Origin of the sequence: Nonomuraea sp. AD125B, assembly GCF_041402765.1 — a bacterium.
Lineage (GTDB): Bacteria > Actinomycetota > Actinomycetes > Streptosporangiales > Streptosporangiaceae > Nonomuraea > Nonomuraea bangladeshensis.
The window spans coordinates 205,857-228,091 of the sequence record NZ_JBGLOU010000017.1 but is presented as its reverse complement, the minus strand read 5'-3'; the positions used below and the strand labels follow the sequence as shown (position 1 = coordinate 228,091).

19 protein-coding genes are annotated in these 22,235 nt (G+C 74.2%); 12 read left to right on the top strand and 7 right to left on the bottom strand.

The features are described from left to right. Positions 1 to 64: 64 nt before the first annotated feature. Positions 65 to 1,300 carry a glucose-1-phosphate adenylyltransferase gene (gene glgC, locus ACBR40_RS37510; RefSeq protein ID WP_329574602.1) on the bottom strand — a complete coding sequence of 412 codons (1,236 nt, stop codon included), beginning with the start codon at positions 1,298 to 1,300 and terminating at the stop codon, positions 65 to 67. Positions 1,301 to 1,459: 159 nt separating this feature from the next. On the opposite strand from glgC, the gene glgA reads away from it, so the two are divergent. After that, complete coding sequence (gene glgA, locus ACBR40_RS37505; protein WP_371251773.1) at positions 1,460 to 2,626, top strand: glycogen synthase; 1,167 nt, start codon at positions 1,460 to 1,462, stop codon at positions 2,624 to 2,626. Between the two features lie 45 nt (positions 2,627 to 2,671). On the opposite strand, the gene ACBR40_RS37500 is transcribed toward glgA, so the two are convergent. Next, positions 2,672 to 3,073 (bottom strand): nitroreductase family deazaflavin-dependent oxidoreductase, encoded by a 402-nt coding sequence (locus ACBR40_RS37500; protein WP_344218277.1) that lies wholly within the window; start codon positions 3,071 to 3,073, stop codon positions 2,672 to 2,674. Between the two features lie 129 nt (positions 3,074 to 3,202). On the opposite strand from ACBR40_RS37500, the gene ACBR40_RS37495 reads away from it, so the two are divergent. Continuing rightward, positions 3,203 to 9,787 (top strand): CHAT domain-containing protein, encoded by a 6,585-nt coding sequence (locus ACBR40_RS37495; RefSeq protein WP_371251772.1) that lies wholly within the window; start codon positions 3,203 to 3,205, stop codon positions 9,785 to 9,787. 176 nt (positions 9,788 to 9,963) lie between these two features. On the opposite strand, the gene ACBR40_RS37490 is transcribed toward ACBR40_RS37495, so the two are convergent. The 3 genes from ACBR40_RS37490 to ACBR40_RS37480 form a co-directional block, all read right to left on the bottom strand. Beyond that, positions 9,964 to 10,389 (bottom strand): hypothetical protein, encoded by a 426-nt coding sequence (locus ACBR40_RS37490; RefSeq protein ID WP_344218273.1) that lies wholly within the window; start codon positions 10,387 to 10,389, stop codon positions 9,964 to 9,966. Between the two features lie 144 nt (positions 10,390 to 10,533). Then, positions 10,534 to 11,082, bottom strand: coding sequence for a GNAT family protein (locus ACBR40_RS37485; protein ID WP_344218271.1), 549 nt, complete (start codon positions 11,080 to 11,082; stop codon positions 10,534 to 10,536). A gap of 43 nt (positions 11,083 to 11,125) precedes the next feature. Then, complete coding sequence (locus tag ACBR40_RS37480) at positions 11,126 to 11,833, bottom strand: hypothetical protein (protein ID WP_364444929.1); 708 nt, start codon at positions 11,831 to 11,833, stop codon at positions 11,126 to 11,128. A 219-nt stretch (positions 11,834 to 12,052) separates the two neighbouring features. Between ACBR40_RS37480 and ACBR40_RS37475 the strand changes: the two genes are divergently transcribed. After that, entirely contained in the window at positions 12,053 to 13,387 is a 1,335-nt protein-coding gene (locus ACBR40_RS37475; protein ID WP_371251771.1) for an MFS transporter, read from the top strand. A gap of 92 nt (positions 13,388 to 13,479) precedes the next feature. On the opposite strand, the gene ACBR40_RS37470 is transcribed toward ACBR40_RS37475, so the two are convergent. Continuing rightward, the gene (locus tag ACBR40_RS37470; RefSeq protein WP_344218265.1) at positions 13,480 to 14,799 is read right to left on the bottom strand and encodes an MFS transporter; all 1,320 of its coding nucleotides are present in this window, start codon (positions 14,797 to 14,799) and stop codon (positions 13,480 to 13,482) included. An 81-nt stretch (positions 14,800 to 14,880) separates the two neighbouring features. Here ACBR40_RS37470 and ACBR40_RS37465 point away from each other — a divergent pair, with 81 nt between their 5' ends. From ACBR40_RS37465 to ACBR40_RS37430, 8 genes are all read left to right on the top strand, one after another. After that, on the top strand, positions 14,881 to 15,567 hold the full coding sequence (locus tag ACBR40_RS37465) for a GntR family transcriptional regulator (RefSeq protein ID WP_371251770.1): 687 nt from the start codon (positions 14,881 to 14,883) through the stop codon (positions 15,565 to 15,567). Between the two features lie 10 nt (positions 15,568 to 15,577). Next, entirely contained in the window at positions 15,578 to 15,937 is a 360-nt protein-coding gene (locus ACBR40_RS37460) for a DUF2203 domain-containing protein (RefSeq protein ID WP_344218261.1), read from the top strand. A gap of 80 nt (positions 15,938 to 16,017) precedes the next feature. Beyond that, entirely contained in the window at positions 16,018 to 16,770 is a 753-nt protein-coding gene (locus tag ACBR40_RS37455) for an SDR family NAD(P)-dependent oxidoreductase (RefSeq protein WP_371251769.1), read from the top strand. Positions 16,771 to 16,822: 52 nt separating this feature from the next. Beyond that, complete coding sequence (locus ACBR40_RS37450; protein WP_329574625.1) at positions 16,823 to 17,164, top strand: metalloregulator ArsR/SmtB family transcription factor; 342 nt, start codon at positions 16,823 to 16,825, stop codon at positions 17,162 to 17,164. Next, positions 17,157 to 17,630, top strand: coding sequence for an SRPBCC family protein (locus ACBR40_RS37445; protein ID WP_371251768.1), 474 nt, complete (start codon positions 17,157 to 17,159; stop codon positions 17,628 to 17,630). The genes ACBR40_RS37450 and ACBR40_RS37445 overlap by 8 nt, the downstream gene beginning before the upstream one ends. An 81-nt stretch (positions 17,631 to 17,711) precedes the next feature. Further along, positions 17,712 to 18,716, top strand: coding sequence for a hypothetical protein (locus ACBR40_RS37440; protein WP_371251767.1), 1,005 nt, complete (start codon positions 17,712 to 17,714; stop codon positions 18,714 to 18,716). A gap of 5 nt (positions 18,717 to 18,721) precedes the next feature. After that, positions 18,722 to 19,690, top strand: a complete 969-nt coding sequence (locus ACBR40_RS37435; RefSeq protein WP_371251766.1) for a hypothetical protein — start codon at positions 18,722 to 18,724, stop codon at positions 19,688 to 19,690. 88 nt (positions 19,691 to 19,778) lie between these two features. Beyond that, the gene (locus tag ACBR40_RS37430; protein ID WP_371251765.1) at positions 19,779 to 20,333 is read left to right on the top strand and encodes a CGNR zinc finger domain-containing protein; all 555 of its coding nucleotides are present in this window, start codon (positions 19,779 to 19,781) and stop codon (positions 20,331 to 20,333) included. Here the strand turns inward: ACBR40_RS37430 and ACBR40_RS37425 are convergent. Continuing rightward, positions 20,316 to 21,518 carry an MFS transporter gene (locus ACBR40_RS37425; RefSeq protein ID WP_371251764.1) on the bottom strand — a complete coding sequence of 401 codons (1,203 nt, stop codon included), beginning with the start codon at positions 21,516 to 21,518 and terminating at the stop codon, positions 20,316 to 20,318. The genes ACBR40_RS37430 and ACBR40_RS37425 overlap by 18 nt on opposite strands. A 78-nt stretch (positions 21,519 to 21,596) precedes the next feature. Between ACBR40_RS37425 and ACBR40_RS37420 the strand changes: the two genes are divergently transcribed. Next, on the top strand, positions 21,597 to 22,226 hold the full coding sequence (locus ACBR40_RS37420; RefSeq protein ID WP_364444943.1) for an alpha-ketoglutarate-dependent dioxygenase AlkB: 630 nt from the start codon (positions 21,597 to 21,599) through the stop codon (positions 22,224 to 22,226). Positions 22,227 to 22,235 lie beyond the last annotated feature (9 nt).

The following is a 22,235-nucleotide window of genomic DNA, read 5'->3' as shown; positions in this document are numbered from 1 at the left end:
TGGAGCGGGCCGGTCCCGGGGCCGTATCAGCGCCCCCGGGACCTCTCCCTGTGCGACCCGCCGCTCAACGGTCCACGATCTCGTTCTTGCCGATGACCACGACGCCGCCGCGCGTGAGGGCGAAGCGCGTACGGTCGTAGTCGAGGTCGAACCCGATCCGCGCGCCGTCGGGGATCACCACGTTCTTGTCGATGATCGCCTTGCGCACGATCGCGCCCCGCCCGATCTTGACGTTCTCCATCAGCACGGAGTCCTCCACCAGCGAGTGCGAGTGGAGCACCACCTTCGGCGACAGGACCGACCGTACGGCGGTGCCGCCCGAGACGATCACGCCGGGCGAGACCAGCGAGTCGATGGCCCGCCCTACCCGGTCGCCCTCGTTGTGGACGAACTTGGCCGGCGGCAGCGGGTCGTGGCCGGTGAAGATCGGCCACTTGTCGTTGTACAGGTTGAACACCGGATGCGCCGAGATGAGGTCCATGTGGGCCTCGTAGTAGGCGTCCAGCGTCCCCACGTCGCGCCAGTAGCCGCGGTCGCGCTCGGTCGAGCCGGGGACGATGTTGTTCTTGAAGTCGTAGACGTCGGCGCCGCCCGACTTGACCAGCATCGGGATGATGTTGCCGCCCAGGTCGTGCTTGCTGGTCGGGTCGAGCGCGTCCTCGCGCAGCGCGTCGATCATCGACTGCGTCTTGAACACGTAGTTGCCCATCGAGGCGTAGACCTCGTCGGGGGAGTCGGCGAGCCCCACCGCGTCCTTCGGCTTCTCCCTGAACGCGACGATCCTGCGCCCCTCGGGGTCGGTCTCGATGACGCCGAACTGGTCGGCCAGCGCCAGCGGCTGCCGGATCGCGGCCACGGTCACGTCCGCGCCGGAGTCCTCGTGCTGCTCGACCATCTGCCGCGGATCCATCCGGTAGATGTGGTCCGCGCCGAACACGATCACGTGCTCGGGCATCTCGTCGTAGATGAGATTGAGGTTCTGGAACAGCGCGTCGGCCGAGCCGGAGAACCACCGCGGGCCGAGCCGCTGCTGCGCGGGCACGGGCGTCACGTAGTTGCCGAGCATCGCCGACAGCCGCCAGGTGCGCGAGACGTGCCGGTCGAGGCTGTGGTTCTTGTACTGGGTCAGCACGACGATCTTCAGGAAGCCGCCGTTCGCCAGATTCGACAGCACGAAGTCTACGAGCCGATATATCCCCCCGAACGGCACCGCCGGTTTGGCCCGATCCGCCGTGAGCGGCATGAGCCTCTTACCCTCTCCACCTGCCAGCACGACCGCAAGCACCCTCCGGGACCTCATGCCCGAGACGCTACCCTCAAATGGCCGTTCTATCGACGAATCCCGGCGCGGCTAACTTCCCTCGTGTCCCGATTTGCCGTTTGCGGGCCCGGCGGGGGTCGCCGAGCCCGGGCTCGCCGGTTGTGTCCCCATGGTCGCGTTGATCGTAAGGTCGTCTCTATGCGTGTTGATCTACTCAGCCGGGAGTATCCGCCCGAGGTGTACGGCGGTGCCGGGGTGCACATGGAATACCTCGCCCGGGAGCTGCGTCCGCTGGCCGACGTACGGGTGCGCTGTTTCGGCGCGGACCGTGCCGAACCGGGCGTCTCGGCGTACCGGGTGCCGGGCGGGCTGGAGAAGGCCAACGCGGCCCTGCAGGTGCTCGGCGTCGACCTGGAGATGGCCGCGGCCTGCGAGGGAGCCGACATCGTCCACTCTCATACCTGGTACGCCAACTTCGCCGGGCATGTCGCGAAACTCCTGCACGGCGTCCCGCACGTCATCACCACGCACAGCCTGGAGCCGCTGCGGCCGTGGAAGGCCGAGCAGCTCGGCGGCGGCTACACGATCTCCTCCTGGGCCGAGCGCACCGCCCTGGCCGCCGCGGACGCCGTCATCGCGGTCTCGGCCGGCATGCGCCGCGACGTGCTGGCCGCCTACCCCGAGATCGCGCCGGAGAAGGTCACCGTCATCCACAACGGCATCGACACCGCCGAGTACGCCCCCGACCCCGGCACCGACGTCCTCGCCCGGCACGGCATCGACCCCGACCGCCCGTACGTGATCTTCGTCGGCCGCATCACCCGCCAGAAGGGCCTGGTCCACCTGCTGCACGCGGCGCGCTCGTTCGACCCCGACGCCCAGCTCGTGCTCTGCGCCGGCGCGCCCGACACCCCCGAGATCGCCGCCGAGGTGAGCGGGCTCGTCCACGACCTCGACCGCGACGGCGTCCACTGGATCCAGGAGATGCTGCCGAAGCCGCAGGTCATCCAGCTCCTCACGCACGCCGCGGTGTTCGTGTGCCCGTCGGTCTACGAGCCCATGGGCATCGTCAACCTGGAGGCGATGGCCTGCGAGACCGCCGTCGTCGCGACGGCCACCGGCGGCATTCCCGAGGTCGTGGCCGACGGCGAGACCGGCCTGCTCGTGCCCATCTCCCAGGAGCGCGACGGCACCCCGCACGACCCCGACCGCTTCGCCGCCGACCTGGCCGAGCGGGTCAACACGCTGCTGCGCGACCCCGCACGGGCCCGTGCCATGGGGCTCGCGGGGCGGGCGCGGGCGGTCGAGCACTTCTCGTGGGAGCGCATCGCCCACCGCACCATGGAGCTCTACGCCACGCTGTGACGCGCGTCGCGGGCGGGGCGGTCCGCTCCCGCCCGCGAGGTCACCTCAGGCGCGTTCCAGGACGACGATCGGGATCTCCCGGTCGGTCTTCTCCTGGTACTCGTCGTACTGCGGCCACGTCGCCGTCATGACCCGCCACATCTCCGGCCTCTCCTCGGGCCGGGCCGGGCGGGCCCGCGCCGCGAACCTCTCGCCCTTCACCTGCACCTCGACCTCGGGGTCCGCCCGCAGGTTCTTGAACCACTGCGGGTCGTCGGGCGCGCCGCCGTACGAGGCCACGACGAGGTAGACGTCGCCGTGGCGCTGGTAGATCAGCGGTGTGGTGTACGGCCGGCCCGAGTTGCGGCCCTTCGTGGTCAGCAGCAGGACGGTGGTGTTGTTCCAGTCGTGCCCCTCCGCGCCGTCGGTCTCCTGATAACGCCGGACATGTTCCTTGCCATAGAGCATGCCCGCGACCTACCCACCAGGAAGAACCCTGCACCGCCGCCCCCGGCGTCTGTACGAAGAGTTGCCCCCGCACAGCGCGGGCCCCGCCCCGAACTGTACGCACGGGCGCGCCGGTGAGAGCCTGTGCCCATGACCGATCCGGCCGAGACGCTGGCCGCCCGCATCGAGCGGTTCGAGCAGGCCGCGGATCCCGAGCTGATCTGGGATCCCGCGGCGCTGATCGAGGCCGAGCAGGCGATGCTGGCCTGCGCCGGCGACCGCTCCGACGCCGCCACCTGGCGGCTGATCGGCGTGCTCCACCTCGCCCGGTACCGCCTCGACCCGCGTACCAACCAGGACGCCGCCGTCGCGGGCGCCTTCTTCGCCGCCGTGGCCGTGCTCGACCCCGCGCGGCTGCCGGAGAAGCTGCGCGGGGCCCACGTGCCGTCCGCCGACGCGGCCGGCACCTGGGCGGGGCTGGTCGAGGAGGTGTTCAGGCACGTGGACCCGGCGGCGTACCGGCACGTCGGGCTGCTCGTGCACGCCCTCGTCGGGCGGGCCGCCGCCCAGCTCACCGCCGACGCCGCCGACCGGCTCGGCGAGCTGCTGCTCCAGCAGGCCATGCGCTCCGCCGACCCGTCCTGGGCGCCCGGCGCGCTGGCCCTGCTCGGCGGCGGGCTCGTCCGGCTGCACGGGCGGACGGGGGAGCGGGAACTGCTCGACGACGCCGTGCACGTGCTGTTCCGGGCCGCGCTCGCCGCCCCCGGCGAGGCCGCCCACCTGGCGGAGCTGGCCGCCGCGCTCGCCCTGGCCGTGCCCGACGACGAGGACCTGGTACGGGCGTACCTGTCGGCCGCCGAGTCCGAGCCCGGCACCCGCGAACGCTCCCGCGCGCTGCTCAGCCTCGTCGGCCTCGCCCAGGCCCGCGCCGCCCGCTCCTGCCTGGACGACGACCTGCTCGCCTTCATCCGGGTGGGGCAGTGCGCGCTCGACTTCTGGCACGAGCGGTGGGCGCATCCCGGGGTGCTGGGGCCGTACGCGGTGGGGCTGGTCGAGTGGTACGTGGTGACGGGGGACGAACGGTCGCTGGAGGCCGGCCACGAGATGTTCCAGGCCCTCGGGCTCCCCGCTCCCGCTGCGGACTTCCCACCCGGCACCGCGACCTGGGACGGCCCCGCCTCCTCGGCCGATCCCGACGCCACGGTCGGCCCCGACACCACAGGCGTGCCCGCCGCACCCGGTACTCCCGCCAAACGGGAGGCCGGCCAGGGCGGGGCGCTGCCGCCCATTGTCAGGGAAGCCGACCAGGACGGGGGCCTGCCGCCCGTCGCCGGGGACGTCCACCGAGGGGAGGCCCCGCAGCCTGTCATCCGGGACGCCGGCCAGGGCGGAGCCTTGCCGCCCGTCCCCTCATCGAACGCTTCTCCCGCGACCCCCCTACCCCTCACCGGCGAGCGGGTCGCCTACCGCGCCACCTTCGAGCTGGCCCGGCGGCTCTCCGCGGACCCGCTCGCCCGCCTCGCCCTGCTCGGTGAGCGGCGCCGGCGCCGCTACGAGGCGACCGGCGCGCAGCAGGACCTCGACGTCGCCGTCGAAACCCTCCGCGAGGCCACCCGGGAGGTCCCGCCCGGCCACCCCGACCGCCCGAGGCTCCTCACCGACCTCGCCGCCACCATCCTCGAACGCACCCTGACCACAGGCGGCGACCCCGCCGCCCCGGTCACCGCCGCCCGTACCGCCCTGGCCGCCCACGCCGTGGACGACCCGGCCCGCCCCGACGCGCTGCTCCTGCTCGCCCGCGCCCTGCGCCTCCGGCTCACCCCGTCCACCGCCGCCGAGGCGATCGCCGCCCTGCGCGAGTCCCTGGCCACCGGCGACCGGCTGACGGCGCGGCTGGAGGCGTACACGCTGCTCTCCGAGCTGCTCCGCTGGCGCGCCACCCACCAGGACACCGCGCCGCACCGTGCCGAGGACCTCGACGGCGCGGTGCTGACCGCCCGCCAGGCCGCCGAGCTGGCCGTGAAGAGCTCCCGCGACCAGACCCCCGCCCACCGCCTGCTCTCCCGGGCCCTGCTCGCCCGCTTCTCCCACGGCGGCGACCCGCGCGACCTCGGCGAGGCCCTGGCCCTCGCCAGGGACGGCGCCCCCGACCTGCTGGCGCAGCTCGACGTCCTGCTCACCGACCCCGCCCGGCTGCCCGTCGACGAACACCTCGCCAGGGCCGCCGCCGACCTCGCCGTTCAGACGTCCGACGAGTCCCTGACGCTCAAACTCCTCGCGTACGCCGAACGCCGCCCCACGGCGAGCGCCCCCGGCCCGCACGGGGACGCCGGCCGTGGCGCGTTCCTCCTGGAGACCGGGCTCCGGCTGGCCGACGCCGGCCGCCGCCGCACCGCCGGCGCCGTGCTCGCCCGCGCCGCCGCCGCCTTCGACGAGGAGGGCGACCGGGCCCGTACCGCGCATGCCCTGTCCCTCCAGGGCGTCAACCACGACCACCTGAACGACCCCGCCCGCGCCGCCGAGGCGTTCGACCGCGCCGCCGCCGTCCACCGCACGCTCGGCGACCTCCCGGCCGAGGCGGAGCAACTGGGCCACCTGGGCGACGTCCTGCTGCGCGCGGGCGACCCCGAGGGGGCCGTCGAGCAGCACCTGCGGGCGATCGCCCTGTGCGCGGGAGCCGGGCTGAGCGCCGGCGAGGCGGCCCACCAGCTGCGCGCCGCCGAGGCGTACCTGGCCGCCGCGGACCCCGCCGCCGCCCTGGCCTGCGCGGCCCGCGCCCGCGAGCTGTACCTGGCGTTGGGGGAGCCGAGGGAGGCGGCCCTGGTGCTGGTCCCGGCCGCTCGCGCCGCCGTCGACCAGGGCGACCTCACCGCCGCCGGGGAACGCATCGCCGCCTGCGCCATCGAGCTGGAGGCGGCCGGCGCCTGGGAGGACGCCTGCCGCGCGCTGGACGCGCACGCCGTCCTGCTGTCCGTACGCGGCCACCACGAGCGGGCCGCCGCCTGCGAGGCCCGCCTGATCGAGGTCGTACGACGCCGGGGCAGTCGGCGCGAGCCCGCCGACGAGTGGTACCGCGTCGCCCAGCGCCGCCGCGCCACCGGCGACCCGGTGGCGGCGCGGGCGGCGTTCGAGCTGGCCGAGCAGGAGTACCAGGCGATCGGGCACCTCGACGGCTCGGCCGCCGTCCGCTACAACCTCGGCGCGCTCGCCTACGGGCAGGGGGAGGCCGGGCGGGCGCTGGAGGAGTTCGGGGCGGCGGCCGAGGCGTTCGCCCGGCTGCGCGCCCCCGGCAAGGAAGCCACCGCCCTGACCATGCGCGCCGCCGCCCTGTCCGCCCTCGACCTGCCCGAGGACGCGGCCACGGAGCTGGACCGCGCCCTCGACCTGGCCGCCGCCGACGGCGACCTGAACGCCCTCTTCCTCGCCACCCTGCACCGGGCGGTTTTGGACGAACGCCTGGGGGAGTTCCTGGCCGCCGGGGAACGCCTGCGCGCCGCCCTCGGCCTGGCCGCCGCCGACCCGCTGAAGGAAGCCGTCGTACGAGACCGCCTGGCCTCGCTCGCCGCCCGCCTCGGCGACCTGCCCGCCCAGATCGACGCCCTGGAACAGGCGGTCACCGGCTTCCGCACCGCCGCCCAGCCCCGCCTCGCCGCCCTCGCCTCCCTCCGGCTCGGCTTCGCCTTGGAGGAACGCGGCGAACACCGCCGCGCCCGCACGGCCTTGGAATCCGGCCTCACCGCCCTCACCCCCTCTCTCCAACCCTCCTCCGGAGCGCCTTCCGACCCGTCGCCTCCCGCGCCACCGCCTCTCACCGCATCGCCGCCCGGACAGGAGCCCACCTCTCTGCCGTCTGCCTCATCGCCCTCGGGGCAGGAGGCCCGGTGGGCGGGGGCGGCGCCGTTCGAGATCGTGGCGGCCCTGGCGGCGTCGGGCGGACTGGACGCGGACGTCCTCGCCCGGGTGGCCGCCGTCCAGCTCGCTCTCGGCGACCTCGCGCACGGCCGGGCCACCCTGGCCGAGGCCGTCACCACGCTCCGGGCCGGCCGCGACCGCGTGCAGGCGATCGGCCCGGCCGCCGCCGAACGCCTGGAGACGTGGTTGCGCCTGGAGGAGGCCGAGTCCACGGGCGATCTCCCACTGGCCCGCGCCATGGCCGAGCAGGCCCTGGCCCAGGCCCGCCCCGAAGCTCCCGCTGGCGACCTCCGGCGGCATGAGGGCAGGCTGGGCCGCCCGCCCGGCTGGGGCGACGACGACCACGGTGCCGCCGCCCCGCTCCTTCCGCAGGATCGTTCCCACCTTCTCGCCAAGCTGTCCCCGTACTGCCTGGCTCTCGGCGACCTCACCGCCGCCTACAGCTACGCCGCCGAGGGCTGCGAGCTGCGCGACGCCCGTAGGATCGAGCACCTGCGCAACCTGGGGGCCGCCGCGCACGCCCTCGGCCGTCCCGACGAGGCCATCGGCCATCTGACCCGCGCCGTACAACTGGCCCGCGACGACGCCGGCCCGGCCCTCCCCGCGCCCCTGGTCCACGCCCTGACCGCGCTGGCCCGCGCCCTCGCCGACCAGGCCCGCTGGACGGACGCCGCCCGCGCGTACGACGAGGGTCTGACGCTCACGACGGCTCCGGTCTGGCGCGCCCTTCGCGCTCCTCTGTTGTCCGGCCGCGCCTCCCTGCACCTCGAGCTCGGCGAGCTGGACGCCGCGGCCGCCCGCTACCGGGACGCCATCACGCTCCGCGAGGAGCTGACCGAGCGGACGGGCCTCGGGGACGACTGCGCCGACCTGGCCCTCGTACACGTCCTGTGTGGCGAGCCGGCCCAGGCCGGTCCTCTGCTGGAACGCGCGCTGGCCGTCCACCGCGAGACGGGCGACGACCGGGGCACGGTCCTGACCCTGATCGCCCTCGGCACCCTGCCGTCGGCGTCGGCGTCGTCCTCTGGTCCCGCTGCGGCGTCCTCACCGGCTGCCGCCGACCAGCTGGAGGAGGCGGCCGAGCTGGCGCGACGGATCGGGTTCGGCGGCGGGGAGGGGCTCGCGCTGGCCGCTCTCGGCGCGCTGGACCTCGCCGCCGGCGACCCGGGCCGGGCGCACGAGCGGCTGTCCCGGTCCGTCGAACTGCTGGAGGACCTGGGGCACGACCCGGCGTTGGTCTTCGCCCTCGAACGCCGAGCGGACGCGGCCACCCGGCTCGGCGACCTCGCCGCCGCCCTCACGGACGCCGAACACGCCTCCGACCTCGCCACCCTGCCGCCCACCAGCACCCACCTCGCCCCTTCCGCCGGCCCAGTACCTGGCACGCCCGACCTGCTCCCCTTCAGTGGCTCGGTGCCTGCCACGCCCCACCCCGCCCTCGCCGCGACCCACTCCACCCCCTTCGCCGGCTCACCGCGTTCTGGCCGGGACGGGCAGGGGGGCGTGCTCGACCGTGCCGTCTCCCTCGCCGTACGCCTGGGTCGTGGCGGGGCGGCGTGGGCGCGGGCCGAGCAGGTCAAGGCCCGGTCGCTGGCCGTGCAACTGGGCGACGGGCGGTGGCCGGCGCCGCCCGGCGTCCCCCCGGAGTCGCTGGAGCGCGAGGAGCGTGACCTCGGCCGGGCCCGCGCCCTGATGGCGGCGGCCGGGCGTGCCCGGGACCCCGACCGGGCCGCCACGCTCGTGCGTCGCGCCCACGCCGTACGTGAGGAGCTGGAGACGACGTCGTGGCGGCACCTGGAGCCCCTCGCTCCCGGGCACGTGGCCGCGCGGCGGGCCGCCCCGCTGACGGGGGCCGAGCTGGACGCGCTGGTCGCGCGGGGCGAGCCGGCCGGGCTTCTCGGGTTCCACATGGGCGCGGGCGGCGTCACCGTGCTCGCGCACCGCACCGGCTGGGCCGAGCCGCGCGCGTTCGGGTCCGCCGTCGAGGCGTCGCTGCTGGCCGAGTTCGTGGCCGGGATCGACGGCGGGCGTCCCGGGCTGCTCGACCTCGCCGCCCGCAGGCGCCGGCTCGACCTGTGGCGCCGCCTGGCGGATCTGCTGCTGGGGGACGCGCTCCGGGAGCTCGGCGACGACCTGTCCATGCTGCACCTGCTGCCGCACCGCGAGCTGCACCGCGTGCCGCTGCACGCCCTCGCCCCCGGCGGCGGCCCACCGCTGATCGAGCGCTGCCCGGTGACGTACGCCCCTTCCGCCGCCGTCCTGGCCCGGCTGGCCCGCGACGTCCCGGTCCGCGCGGGCGGTCCGTCGTTGGTGATGGCTCACGGCACGGACGCGGACGCCGGGACCGCCGCCCTGCTCGGCGCCGAGCCGCGCACCGGCCGCGCCGCCACCTCCGCTCACCTTGCCGGGAGCTGGGACGTCGTGGACCTGGCCGCCGCCGTGGTGAGCGATCCGCGCGACCCGCTGGGCGCGGGTGTGCGGCTGGCCGACGGGGTGCTGACCGCCAGGCGGCTCATGAGCCTGCGTGTACGGGCCCGCCTCGTCGTCCTCACCGGCTGCGAGGGCGGCCCCGGCGCGGGTGACGGGCTTGCGGCGCTCGGGCAGGCGTTCCTGCACGCGGGCGCCCGCGCCGTGCTCCTCACCCTGTGGCCGCCCGCCGCCGAGATCACGCGAGCGCTCCTACGCGACCTGCACGCCCGTACGGGAGCGGGCGCCGACCCGGCCCAGGCGCTGCGCGATGGGGTGCTGGCGCTACGCGAACTGTACGGGGCCACCGAGCCCGAGCTGTGGGCGCCGTACGTGCTGCTCGGCCTGCCCCACTGACGCGCACGCACCTGCTCCTGGCTGCGATGACGCGTGCAGTCGGCCTGTTGCCGGCCCGCATGCGCGGCGGGCTGCGTGACCTTCCCGCAGACGCCTCGGCACGCCCGACTCAACCGGTGTTGACGCGCATGCGTGGCTCAGCCTGGGCCGACCTGTGGGCGCGTTGCCCGGCCCACCTACAGGTGGGAAAGCGTTGAGGTCGCAGTGTGGAGTGGGAGGGCGGTGTCGGGGGTGCGTTCGCGGACGTCCTGGTCGCGAATGGCGAAGACGGCCGGTGCGACGCCGACGTCGCCGTAGCGGGCGGTCACGGCGGCGCCGACCGCGCGCCGGACGTCGCCGACCACCTCGCGCACGGTGTGGCCGGGCCCGGTGGCGGTGAGGTGGCCCAGCATGCCGGCGAAGCGGAGCTCGCCCTCGGCGGCGGGCCGCTGCTCGGGCAGCACGGGGCGGTCGAGCCAGAACACCCGGCCGGCGAGGGATCCCGGGTAGCCGTCGCCCAGCTCACGCACCGTCTCGGCGAGCAGCTCGCCGAACCCGGCCAGGTCGGCGTCAGGCGGCAGGTCCGTGGTGACGAACAACGGCACGATCAGCGAGTCGAGCATCAGGCCATCCCTCCGTGAGGAGGCTCATCGTAGGATGCCGCACCGACAATTCCGCGGGGACTTGACCGGTGCCGGGAAAGGGCCAGGGAATGGACGGGCCTTCCTTGACAGAAGGCGAAACAACAGGCCGCTCTCGAAAAGCCGCTAGCGTTCGGTCCATTCGTCTTCCAGCACCGAGTGCACGACGGAATCCCGCCACCCGGCGGGCGTACGCATATGGTGCCGGATGCGGCCCTCCTCAACCATGCCGGCGGTCAGCATGGCGAGCTGCGCGGGCAGGTTGGAGGGGGAGCGGGCGCCCCAGATGCGGTGCAGCCCGAGCTGCTTGAACCCGAACGACAGCAGCAGCCGCACCAGGTCGGTGCCGATGCCGCGCCCCCACTGGTGCGGGTGGAGGCCGAAGCCGATCTCGGCGCTGTGCGGGTGCTCGGGCTCGATGCGCAGCCGGGCCACGCCGATCACGTCGCGGTGCTCGGCGTCCACCACGGCGAGCACGTACAGCAGGCGTGGCTCGGCGCGGGCGGCCTCCATCGCCTGCCCGACGAGATCGGCGACCTCCCGCGGCGAACGGGGCGCGAACGGCATGTGCTGGGTGGCGGCGGGGTCGCCGTAGACGGCGTGCAAGGCGGGGACGTCGGCCTCCGTGACATCACGAAGGCCGAGTCGCAAACCGTTGCATACCACGCGCCGCATGCGCAGACGGTAACGCGATTCCCGCGATCTTCACAAGCCCTTGTCAAGTGGCGAGTTGACTACCGTAAGCTCGGGCGACAAGTTCGGCGACCGCGCCGTGCGCGCCGAGCGGCTCGGCGTGCCCGGCGTCGATCTGCTCGGCGGCGCGTTCGACGATCCCGGCGGGCGCCTCGTGGCCGATCATGCAGGGAGCGATCGCCAGCCGCTCGGCGCCGGCCGCGCGCAGCCGCTGGGCGGCCACGCTCACGCCGGGCTCGGTGTCGAGCGAGGCGGCGACGACCGGGAGGGTGAGCCGGGAGGCCAGCAGCACCGCGGTGGCCTGCACGGCCCGCACCGCGCGCTCGCCGCCGACGGTGCCGAGGATGACGGCGTCGACGGGGCTGGAGATGTTGAGCAGGCGCACCCGGTCGGCGCGGGCGAGCCCGCGCTCGGCCAGCCGGATGTGCAGGGCCTCGGCCAGCAGCGGGTGGGGGCCGAGCGCGTCGGTCACCACGGCGCCGCTGCCGGTGGCGGCGACGGCCTTGCCGATCTCGGCCATGACGACGGGGTCTTCCCAGGTGAGCAGCGGCACCACGACGGCCTCGCGTCCGCCGGGCAGCGCGTCCGCCAGGTCGGCGACGCTCGTCAGCCGTACCTCGATCTGCGGGTTGTCGACGCGCACGACGGCGGCGATCTCCTCCGCCACGCCGGAGGTGTCGCCGGGGGTGGCGAGCACGAGCATGGGCGCGTCCGGCGGCAGGGACGTGGGCACGGGACGGCGGTGGCGACCGCCGCCCGGGCGAGGGGAACGTTCACGTACAGGCAGGCTCACAGGCGCGCAGTTTATGCCTATTCCATGCGCCGTGTTCCGTGAATAGATGGCGATTCCGTCACGACGCCGGGGCAGTGATCGAGATCACATCGTGATCGCGCCGCTCGTTGACTTGGGCGGGCGAAACGGAAGGCTGGAAACCACCGCCGGAGGCCGGGAATGAAGCCGTTCCGTGTCCGTCACAAGCCGTTCTACGTCCGCGAGCTGAGTGTCTATCCGGTGGGCCGCCGCCGGATCTTCCTGCTGTCCGTCGCGGTGCTGGCGAGCCTGGTCGCCAACTTCGAGACGACGATCGCCACCATCCTGCCGCTGCTCATGCAGGACCTGGACATGTCGCTGACCGTCTACGGCCAGATCGCCGCGCTGTCGGTGCTGGTGGGCGGACTGTCGGCGGGGTTCGGCGGCATCCTGTCCGACCGGTGGGGCCGGGTCACGATCCTGGTGCCTACCCTGACGATCACGGCCGCCTGCAACTTCCTGCTCGCCACCGTTGACAGCGTCGCCGGGCTGTTCTGGGTGCGCTGCCTCATGCTGTTCATCGAGGGCGCGGGCATCACGATCACCGCCTCCCTGGTACGCGACTTCTCGCCCCGCATGGGACGGGCCCAGGCGTTCGCGTTCTGGACGTGGGGACCGGTCGGGGCGTCCTTCCTGGCCTCCGCCATCGCGGGTTTCACGCTCCCGCTGTTCGGCAACTCCTGGCGCTCGCAGGCGATCATCATGGGCGTCGTGTCGCTGAGCCTGTGCGCGGTCATCATCTGGAAGATCGCCGAGCCGTCGGCGGCGCTGCGGGCCGAGGTGATGCACCACGAGGCCCAGGCCAGAACCCAGGCCGAGGAGGGGGACCCCGCCTACCGCGCCCGCCTCGCCGAGCTGTTCCGCCATCCGCACCTGTGGGCGCACGTCCTCGGCAACACGGGCTGGCAGGTCCTCTACTGGACGTTCGCGATCTTCGGGCAGACGATACTCAGCGGCGGCTTCGGCATGGACCCGGCCGCCGCCAACCGCGTCGTCGCGTTCGGCATCGTGCTCAACGCCGTCGCGGTGGTCGTCGTCGGCCGGCTGTCCGACCGGCTGCAGCTGCGCAAGCCGTTCATCGCCGCCGGGACCGTGCTGACCGTGGCGGCGCTCGGCTACTTCATCGCGCTGATCGGGCCCGGCGTCCCCGCCGGCCAGGTCACCGCCGTCTACGCGCTGCTCTACCTGTTCATGGGCATCGCGTACGTGCCGTGGATGGCCAACTTCTCCGAGAACGCCGAGGACGTCGAGTCCCGGCTGCAGGGCTCCGCGCTCGGCATCTGGGGCATGGTCGTCCGCGTCATGATCGTGGCGTTGCTGGTGGTCTCGCCGATGGTGGTCGAGGCGTCCGGCTGGCAGACCTGGCTCGGGGCGGCGCTCGCCGGGCAGGTGCTGTTCCTGGCGTCGATGGCGGCGTTCAAGGGACGGTGGCGGGCCCGCCGGCCGGTGGACGTGCCCGCCGTCCCGCCCCCGTAAGGGCTCCGCCCTGGCCGCCCGCGCGGGCGGCGTTGGCAGCCGCCGCCCGCGCTCTCGCGGCAGAAGGCAGAAGACAGAAGGAAGAAGGAAGGTCAGGCGAGCGGTCCCACCGGCCGGGAGCCGGGCTCCGGCGCGGCGGCGAGGTCCAGGTCGCGGGTCTCCGGCGCGATGGCCAGGCCCACGGCGGTGACCGCCAGGGCGGCGACCACGTACAACGACACCGCCACCGTGCTCCCGTACGCCTCGAAGAGCTGCAGCGCGATGATCGGCGCCAGCGCGCCGCCGACGATCCCGGCCACCTGGTAGCCCATGGACGCACCGCTGTAGCGCAGCCGGGTGCTGAACAGCTCGGCGATGAAGGCCGCCTGCGGCCCGTACATGGCGGCGTGCGTCACCAGCGCCACCACCGCGGCCAGCGCGATCAGCGGGAACGATTTCGTGTCCAGCAGCGGGAAGAACGCGAAGGCCCACACCGCCGCCGCGACGACGCCCGCGAGGTACACCGGCCGCCGCCCCAGCCGGTCCGACAGCGCGCCGAACAGCGGGATCAGCGCGAGCTGCAGCGCCGAGCCGATGAGCACGGCGTTCAGCGCGTACGAGCGCGGCAGGCCGAGCTGCCCGGTCAGGTAGACGATGATGTACGCGGTGAAGGTGTAGAACGCCACGTCCACCCCGATGCGGGCGGTGAAGGCCGACAGCAGCGCGCGCGGGTGCGTGCGCAGCACCTCGACCAGCGGCATCCGCGCCTTGGCCCCGCTCTGCTCGACCTCGGCGAACAGCGGCGACTCGGTGACCTTCAGCCGCACCCACAGGCCGACGAACACCAGCGCCCCTGACAGCAGGAACGGCACCCGCCACCCCCACGACAGGAACGCCGCGTCCGACTGGACGAAGGACAGCAGCGTCAGCAGGCCGGTGGCGAGGACGTACCCGGCGGGGACGCCGACCTGCGGCCAGCTCGCGTTGAAGCCGCGCCGCCGCCCGTCGCCGTGCTCCAGCGACATGATCACCGCGCCGCCCCACTCGCCGCCGAGCCCGAGGCCCTGGACGAAGCGCAGCAGCGCCAGCAGAATCGGCGCCGCGATCCCCACGCTCGCGTACCCGGGGAGCACGCCGATGAGGAACGTCGAGACGCCCATCACCAGCAACGTCACGACCAGCACGGTCTTGCGGCCCACCCGGTCGCCGAAGTGACCGAAGACGACCCCGCCGAGCGGCCGGGCCACGAAGGCCACCGCGTTGGTGGTCAGCGAGGCCAGCGTCGCGTTGAACGGATCGAGGGACGGGAAGAACAGCTGCGGGAAGACCAGCGTCGCGGCCGTGGTGTAGAGGAAGAAGTCGTACCACTCCAGCGAGGTGCCGATCAGGCTGGCGAGGATCACCCGCCGGGTCTGTTGCGTGGAGCCTGCCATCCGTTGCTCCTTCATCAGGGGGATGATTTCAACGTAAGGATCGTTCAACAATTCGACAAGAGTTTTGTCCCATGATTTCCTGTGAAGGTGGACGACCTCGTCGCCGATCTCTCCCAGGACCGGCCGCGCCTGGGGCGCAGCAGCACGGCCGAGCGGGTGGCCGACATCCTGCGCGAGCGCATCAGCGAGGGCTTCTTCCAGCCGGGCCAGCGGCTCTCCGAGGAGGCCATCTCCGAGGCCCTGCGGGTCTCGCGCAACACGCTGCGCGAGGCGTTCCGGCTGCTCGGGCACGAGCGGCTGCTCGATCACCAGCTCAACCGCGGCGTGTTCGTCCGCCTCCCGTCCGTCGAGGACGTGCTCGACCTCTACCGGGTGCGGCGCGTGCTGGAGGGCTCGGCCGTGCGCCGGCCGCCGTCGCCGCAGACCCTCGCGCTGGTCAAGGAGGCCGTGCGCGACGCCGAGCGGGCCGCCGCCGAGGACGACTGGCAGCGGGTCGGCACCGCCAACATCCGCTTCCACCAGGCCCTCGTCTCGCTCAACGACAGCCCCAGGATCGACGAGCTCATGCGCCAGCTCCTGGCCGAGCTGCGGCTGGTCTTCCACGTGATGGACAACCCGCGGGCCTTCCACGAGCCGTTCGTCGAGCGCAACCGGGTGCTGCTCGGGCTCGTCGAGTCCGGGCGGCGCGAGGAGGCCGCCGCCTATCTCGACGACTACCTCGACCACGCGGAGAAGCTGCTCGTCCACGCCTACGAGCCCAACCGGTAACGTGGGCGCGATGAACCGCCTCTTCACCGTCGACGAGGCCCGCGCCCTGCTGCCGGAGATCATCGACGACGCCGGGCTGATCGTCGCCGCCCGCGCCGACCTCGCCGAGATCGCCCACGACCGGCAGACGCTCGGCCACTCCGCGCTCGGCGGCATCCCCGAGATCAAGGCGCTGGAGGCCCGCATCGAGGACGTCCTCGGCGGATGGGCCGAGCGGGGCATCGAGGTGAAGGGCGTCGCGCCCGTCCTGGTGGACTTCCCCGCGGTGCTCGACGGCGTGTCCGTACGCCTCTGCTGGATCGAGGGCGAGCCCGAGCTGGCCTGGTACCACCGCACCGACCTGGGGTTCGCCGGCCGCCGCCCGCTCTGATCTCCTGCCCGTCTTGACGGCGGCGCCGTGCGCGTGCCTATATTCAACCTGACGGTTGATTAACCGAAAGGTTGAATACCATGCTCCTTCAGGACAAGACCGCGATCGTGTACGGCGGCGGCGGACCGATCGGCGGCGCCGCCGCCCGCGCCTTCGCCCGCGAGGGCGCGAGGGTCGTGCTGGCCGGCCGCACCCGGGCCGCGCTCGACCCGGTGGCCGCCGCCATCGGCGCAGCCGGCGGCACGGCCGAGGTCGCCGAGGTGGACGCGCTCGACGAGGCCGCCGTGGACGCGCTCGTGGACGGGGTCGCCGCCCGGCACGGCCGCGTCGACGTCTCGTTCAACGCCATCGGCGTCGGGGACGTGCAGAAGCCGCTGCTGGAGATCACCGCCGAGGAGTTCGCCCGCCCGATCGTCACCGCCGTACGGACGCAGTTCCTCACCATCAGGGCCGCCGTCCGGCACATGATCCCGCAGAAGTCCGGGGTGATCCTCATGTTCGGCGGCGGCGGGCCGCAGACGCTGCCGGGGCTCGGCGGGTTCAAGGTCGCGCTCGACGCCATGGAGGGCGTACGGAGGCAGTGGGCGTGCGAGGCCGGCCCGCACGGCGTCCGCGTGGTCACGATGGTGACCGGCGGCGTGCCCGAGAGCATCCCGGACGGCTTCGACCCCAAGGGGGAGATCACCGCGTCCCTCGTCGAGGCCACCCTGCTCGGGCGGGCGGCGACGCTCGCCGACGTGGGGGACGTGGCCGCGTTCGTCGCCTCCGACCGCGCCAGGACCATGACCTCGGCCACCGTGAACATCTCCTGCGGCGCGATCGTGGACCACTGACGCCGGGGATCACCGACACCGGGGACCATCGACACCGTGGATCATTGATCTCGTGCCCGACGACCCGCTCAGCCTGACCTTCGCCGCCCTGGCCGACCCGACCCGGCGCGCCATCCTCGCCCGCCTGGCCGAGGGGGAGGCGACGGTCAACGAGCTCGCCGAGCCGTTCGACATGAGCCTCCAGGCCGTCTCCAAGCACCTCAAGGTGCTGGAGCGGGCCGGGCTGATCAGCCGGGGCCGCGACGCCCAGTGGCGTCCGTGCCGGCTGGAGACCGCGCCGCTGGACGGCGCATCGGAATGGATCCGCCGCTACCGCGACCGGTGGGACGACCGCTTCGACCGCCTCGACCGCGAGATCCGGCGCATGCGACCAGGGAGTGACACCGATGGGTGAGACCGCGTTCGTCATCGAGCCCGGACGGCACGACATCGTCATGATCCGCCACTTCGCCGCACCCAGGGAGGTCGTCTTCCGCGCCGTCACCGATCCGGAGCTGGTGCCCCGGTGGTGGGGGCCGCACTCCCTGGCCACGCGGGTGGACCGCATGGAGGTCCGGCCCGGCGGCCACTGGCGCTACGTCAACATCGACGCCGAGGGCCGCGAGTACGCCTTCCGCGGCGTCTACCACGACGTGGTGACGCCCGAGCGGTACGTACGGACCTGGCAGTACGAAGGCACGCCCGAGGACGTCGCCCTGGAGACGGTCACGCTGACGGAGGCGGACGGCGGCACCCGCTACGTCGCCCAGACCGTGCACCAGTCCGTCGAGGCCCGCGACGCCGTCGTGCGCGCCGACGCCGCGCGGGGCGGGCGCGAGTCCATGGACCGCCTCGCCGAGCTCCTGCCCGCCCTCCTGTGAACGGCCTGGTGCCGTGGCCGATCCGTGACGAACCCGCCGCCCTCCCGCACTGTCTAAGCGGGTGAGCGAAAGGACCACCCTATGAGGCACCCTTCGGCCACCGCCGCCCTCCTGACCGCGGCGGTCCTCGGCGGAGCGGGTCTCGCGCCCGCCGCCGCCCACGCCGGTGCGGGGCCGGCGCCCGTGCGCGCCGCCTGGCTCCCGTCCTGCGTCGATCGCGAACACGACAACGACGGAGATCCCTGCGGCCCCTGGCGGCTGCTCCTGCGCGACGGCAGGCGGCTGACCGTCCGCGACGCCGCCATCGGCAAGATCGACGCCGCGGGCGTCGAGAGCCGCATCCAGAGCACGTTCGTCGTCAGCGCCGACGGCCGCGTGATCGCCTACGAACGCGCCCGCGACCACCGCCTCGTCGTCCGCCGCGTCGGCGGCCCGGCCACGGTGCTGCCCGCCGGGCTCCGGCCCAAGGGCGTCGGCACCGACGACCTGCAGCTCGAGCTGTCGCCCACCGGCGACAAGCTGCTCATTGACTACGAGGACCAGCCTTCCCGCCTGCCCACCAAGGTGGTCACCGTCGCGACCGGCGCGGTCGCCGAGCTGCCCGCCCGCGACGACGCGCTCGGCTTCAGCGGCGACGGCGGCGCGGTGCTGGCCTTCCGCTACCGCGCCGACCACACCACGGCGCTGCGGGCGTACCCGCTCGGCGGCGGGTCCCCGGTCGCCGGCACCCCGCCCCAGGCCGTCGCCAACGCCATGCTCCACGCCCTCGCCCCGGACGGCAGGACGGTCGCCTACCTCGTGACCGGCGACGAGACCGCGAAGCGGCCCGACCGGGTGCGCCTGTACGACCTCGACACCGGCGACGTCTCCCCGGCCCTGGACCTGCCGCTGGCGCGCGGCGAGTCGCCGTACGCGCTCCACTACGTCCCCGACGGGACGCTGCGCGTGCTCACCCAGCGCGGCGACGACGGGAAACCGGCGGTGATACGGGTGCTGACCGCCGACCCGCGCGCCGGCGAGGCCCGGCAGATCGACCGCTACACCATCAGCAAGAACGCGTACGCCTACTTCGCGGCGGGGGAGTGACCGGCATGAGAACGACGATCCTCGCGGCCCTCACGGCGGCGGCCCTCGCCTGGCCCGCCGCCCTCCCGGCGCACGCGGCTCCCCACCACGGGGCCGACAGCATCAGGTACGCCTCCATCAAGAGCTGCGCCACCCGCGACGGGGAGGCCCGGCCGTGCGGCGACTGGCGGCTCGTCCTGCACAGCGGCAAGGTCACCACCCTGCCGGACGCCCAGGGGGTCGCCCGCGACGCCAAGGGCAGGGAGCTGACCTACTTCCCCGCCCCGATCGCGGTGAGCGGCGACGGCCGGAAGGTCGCGTACTTCACCAAGGCGAACCGGCTCGCCGTACGCACCCTGGGCGGCGGCGTCCGGCTGCTGCCCGCCACGGCGCTGCCCCGCGTGCGCCAGGACGCGCTGCTGCTGCGGCTCTCGGACGACGGCGCCCGGCTGGCCGTCTCCATCGACGGCGACAAGCCGCGGAGCACCCGTGTCTTCGACACCGCCACCGGCGCCCGCGTCGGAACCGTCCCCGCCGGCCGGAACGTGCTGGGCTTCAGCTACGACGGCGACGAGCTGCTCGCGACCGCCGACGGCGAGGACAACGCCACCGACCTGGTCGTCCACGACGAGACCGGCGAGGAGCTGCTGCGCGCCACGCCGCCCCAGGTCGTCGCCGCGAACGGGCCGCAGGCGCTGGCCGCCGACGGGCGGACCGTCGCCGCCGTGGTGCAGGGCGGCAAGCCGGAGCTGGTGACGTACGACATGGAGACCGACCAGGTCGTCGAGCGCAGGCGGATCGGCCTGCCCCGGGCGCCCGTCCAGATGGTGGACTGGACGGGCGCCGCCCAGGTGACGGCACACCTGGCCGCCTCAGGCTCCAAGGGCACCACGATGACCATCGTCAGGATCGACACCGAGACGGGCGCGGTCACCGTCAGGGACCGCTACACCGTGCTGAAGGACAGCTTCGTCTTCGCCGCGTGCGGCGGTTGACCGGCTGAGCCGGACGGGCGGGTGGGTCTACGCTGCTGCTGTGCGGGCTGACTCGACCAAGGTTCACTCGGCCAAGGTTCACTCGACCGTGGTTCACTCGACCAGGGCGATGGCCGCGCGGGCCGTCGACCTCTGCGTGGCGCTGCTGCACCGGCAGGCGTCGGTCGAGTCCGTGTCGCGCGTCCTGCGCGAGCACGGCGAGACCGGAGACCTCGACCTCGGCGAGGCGGACGTCGCCGCCATGCGCGCGGCGGCGGCCCGCCTGCGCGAGGTGCTGGCCGCCCCCGACACCGGCCGGGCGGCCGCGCTGCTCAACCGGCTGCTCGCCGACGCGGCCCGCGCGCCCCGGCTGACCGACCACGGGGGCTCGACGAGCTGGCACGTGCACGTGGACGACGCCGACGACGCGCCCTGGGCCGAGTGGTTCCTGGCGTCGTCGGCGATGGCGTTCGCCGTGCTCCTGGCCGATCATCAGCGGGTGCCGGGCGGGCTGTGCGCGTCGGCGGGCTGCCGGCGGCCGTACCTCGACCTGGGCGGGGGCAGCCCGCGCCGCTTCTGCAGCGCCCGCTGCGCGACCCGCGAGCGCGTCGCCGCCCACCGCTCGCGCGCGGCCTCCTCAGAAGTGTCAGACGTCCCGGACTGACCGCCGGCGGCCTGCCGTCAGCACGGCCACCGCCACCGCCTGGGCCGCCGCGCCCGCCAGAAGGGCCGCCACCACCGAGTACGCGGCCAGCGGCCCGGCCACCGCGGACCCGACCGCGAACGAGGTGATCTTCAGGCTGGCGCCCGTGGTGAACACCTGGGCGCGCAGCCGCGTGGGGGCCTCGCGGTGGCGTACCGAGAACAGGGCGGTGAGCTGCGGCCCTTCGCCCAGGCCCACGACGCCCGCCGCCACCACCGCGACCCAGTAGGCCCCGGACACCCCCGCTGCGGCGGCCAGCATCATCCCCACGCCCGCCACCGCCGTCCCCCATACCAGCAGGGCGTCCCAGCGTCGCGGCCCGCGCGCCCTGGCGACGAGCGCGTTCGCGGCCAGGCCGCACGCGGCGGTCACGGCGAGCAGCAGCGCGCCCAGGCCGGTCGAGCCGGTGAGCCGTTCGCCGAGGACCGGGGCCGACACGACCAGCATCGCCGTCCCCGCGCACGAGATCATCGACCCGGCCGTGGCCCGCAGCAGCACCGGGTTGCCCAGGATCGCGCCGAACCCCTCCCGCAACTCCTCGCCGACGCCGCGCCGCGCCTTCACCCCCGCCGAGGCGGGCAGAGTCCAGGCCGCGGGCAGGGCGGCGACCAGCAGGACGACGCAGACGAGGACGGCGACCGGCCCCCCGGCGATCATCCCCGCGAGCGCCGGCCCCGCCAGCCCCGCCACGTTGTACGTCATCGCGTCCAGCGCGTTGGCCCGCCCCAGCCGGTCCGCATCGGAGCCGGACGGGTCGCCCGCCCGTCCGGACCGGGCCGCTACGGCGACGGCGGGGATCTGGGACGTCCAGCCGCCGGTCAGGGCGGGCCCCACGAGCCCGGCCGCGACCGCCACCGCGACCAGCGCGGCCTCCGGCAGCCGTCCCAGCCCGGAGACGATGACCAGCAGCCCGCCCGCGTACGCCACGAGGCACCCGGCGAGCAGCCGTCCCCGCCGCCGCGCCCGGTCCAGCAGCACCCCGAGCAGCGGCCCGCCCGCCGCGGCGGACACCGTCAGCCCGGCCAGCAGCCAGGACGCCACCACCGGCGACCCGGTCACGGCCAGCCCGGCGATCAGCAGCGCGGGGCCCGACATCTCGTCCGCGGTGCGGGCCGTCGCCGCCCCCGCCAGGTAACGCCATAACACGAAGGAGACGTTACACCGGAAACCGCACCCGCAAGATCACTCGAAAACGTGTTTGAAGGATCGCGTAGACTGGACAGCATGACAGTCGCGTTCCAAGCATCTTTGCTGGGCCTCGACGAGGAGCTGGGGCTCGGGCCGCTCGGCGCGTCGGTGCGCCGCACGCACCTCGACCACGGCGCCTGGATCGACCTCCGGCCCGGCTGGCTGACGGGCGCAGACACGCTGTTCGAGCGCCTGGCCGCCGAGGTGCCGTGGCGCGCCGAGCGGCGGCGCATGTACGACCGGTTCGTGGACGTCCCCCGCCTGCTGAAGTTCTACGGCGAGGACGAGCCGCTGCCCGACCCGATCCTCGACGAGGCCCGGCGCGCGCTCGACGCCCACTACGGCGCCGAGCTGGGCGAGCCGTTCCGCACGGCGGGGCTCTGCTTCTACCGCGACGGGCGCGACAGCGTGGCCTGGCACGGCGACACCATCGGCAGGGGCTCCACCGAGGACACCATGGTCGCCATCCTCTCGGTCGGCGACCCGCGCCCGCTGCTGCTCCGCCCCAGGGGCGGCGGGCCGTCGATCCGCCACGAGCTCGGGCACGGCGACCTCATCGTCATGGGCGGGAGCTGCCAGCGCACCTGGGAGCACGCCATCCCCAAGACGTCCCGGCCCGCGGGGCCGCGCATCAGCGTCCAGTTCCGCCCGCGCGGCGTCCGCTGACCCCTGTTC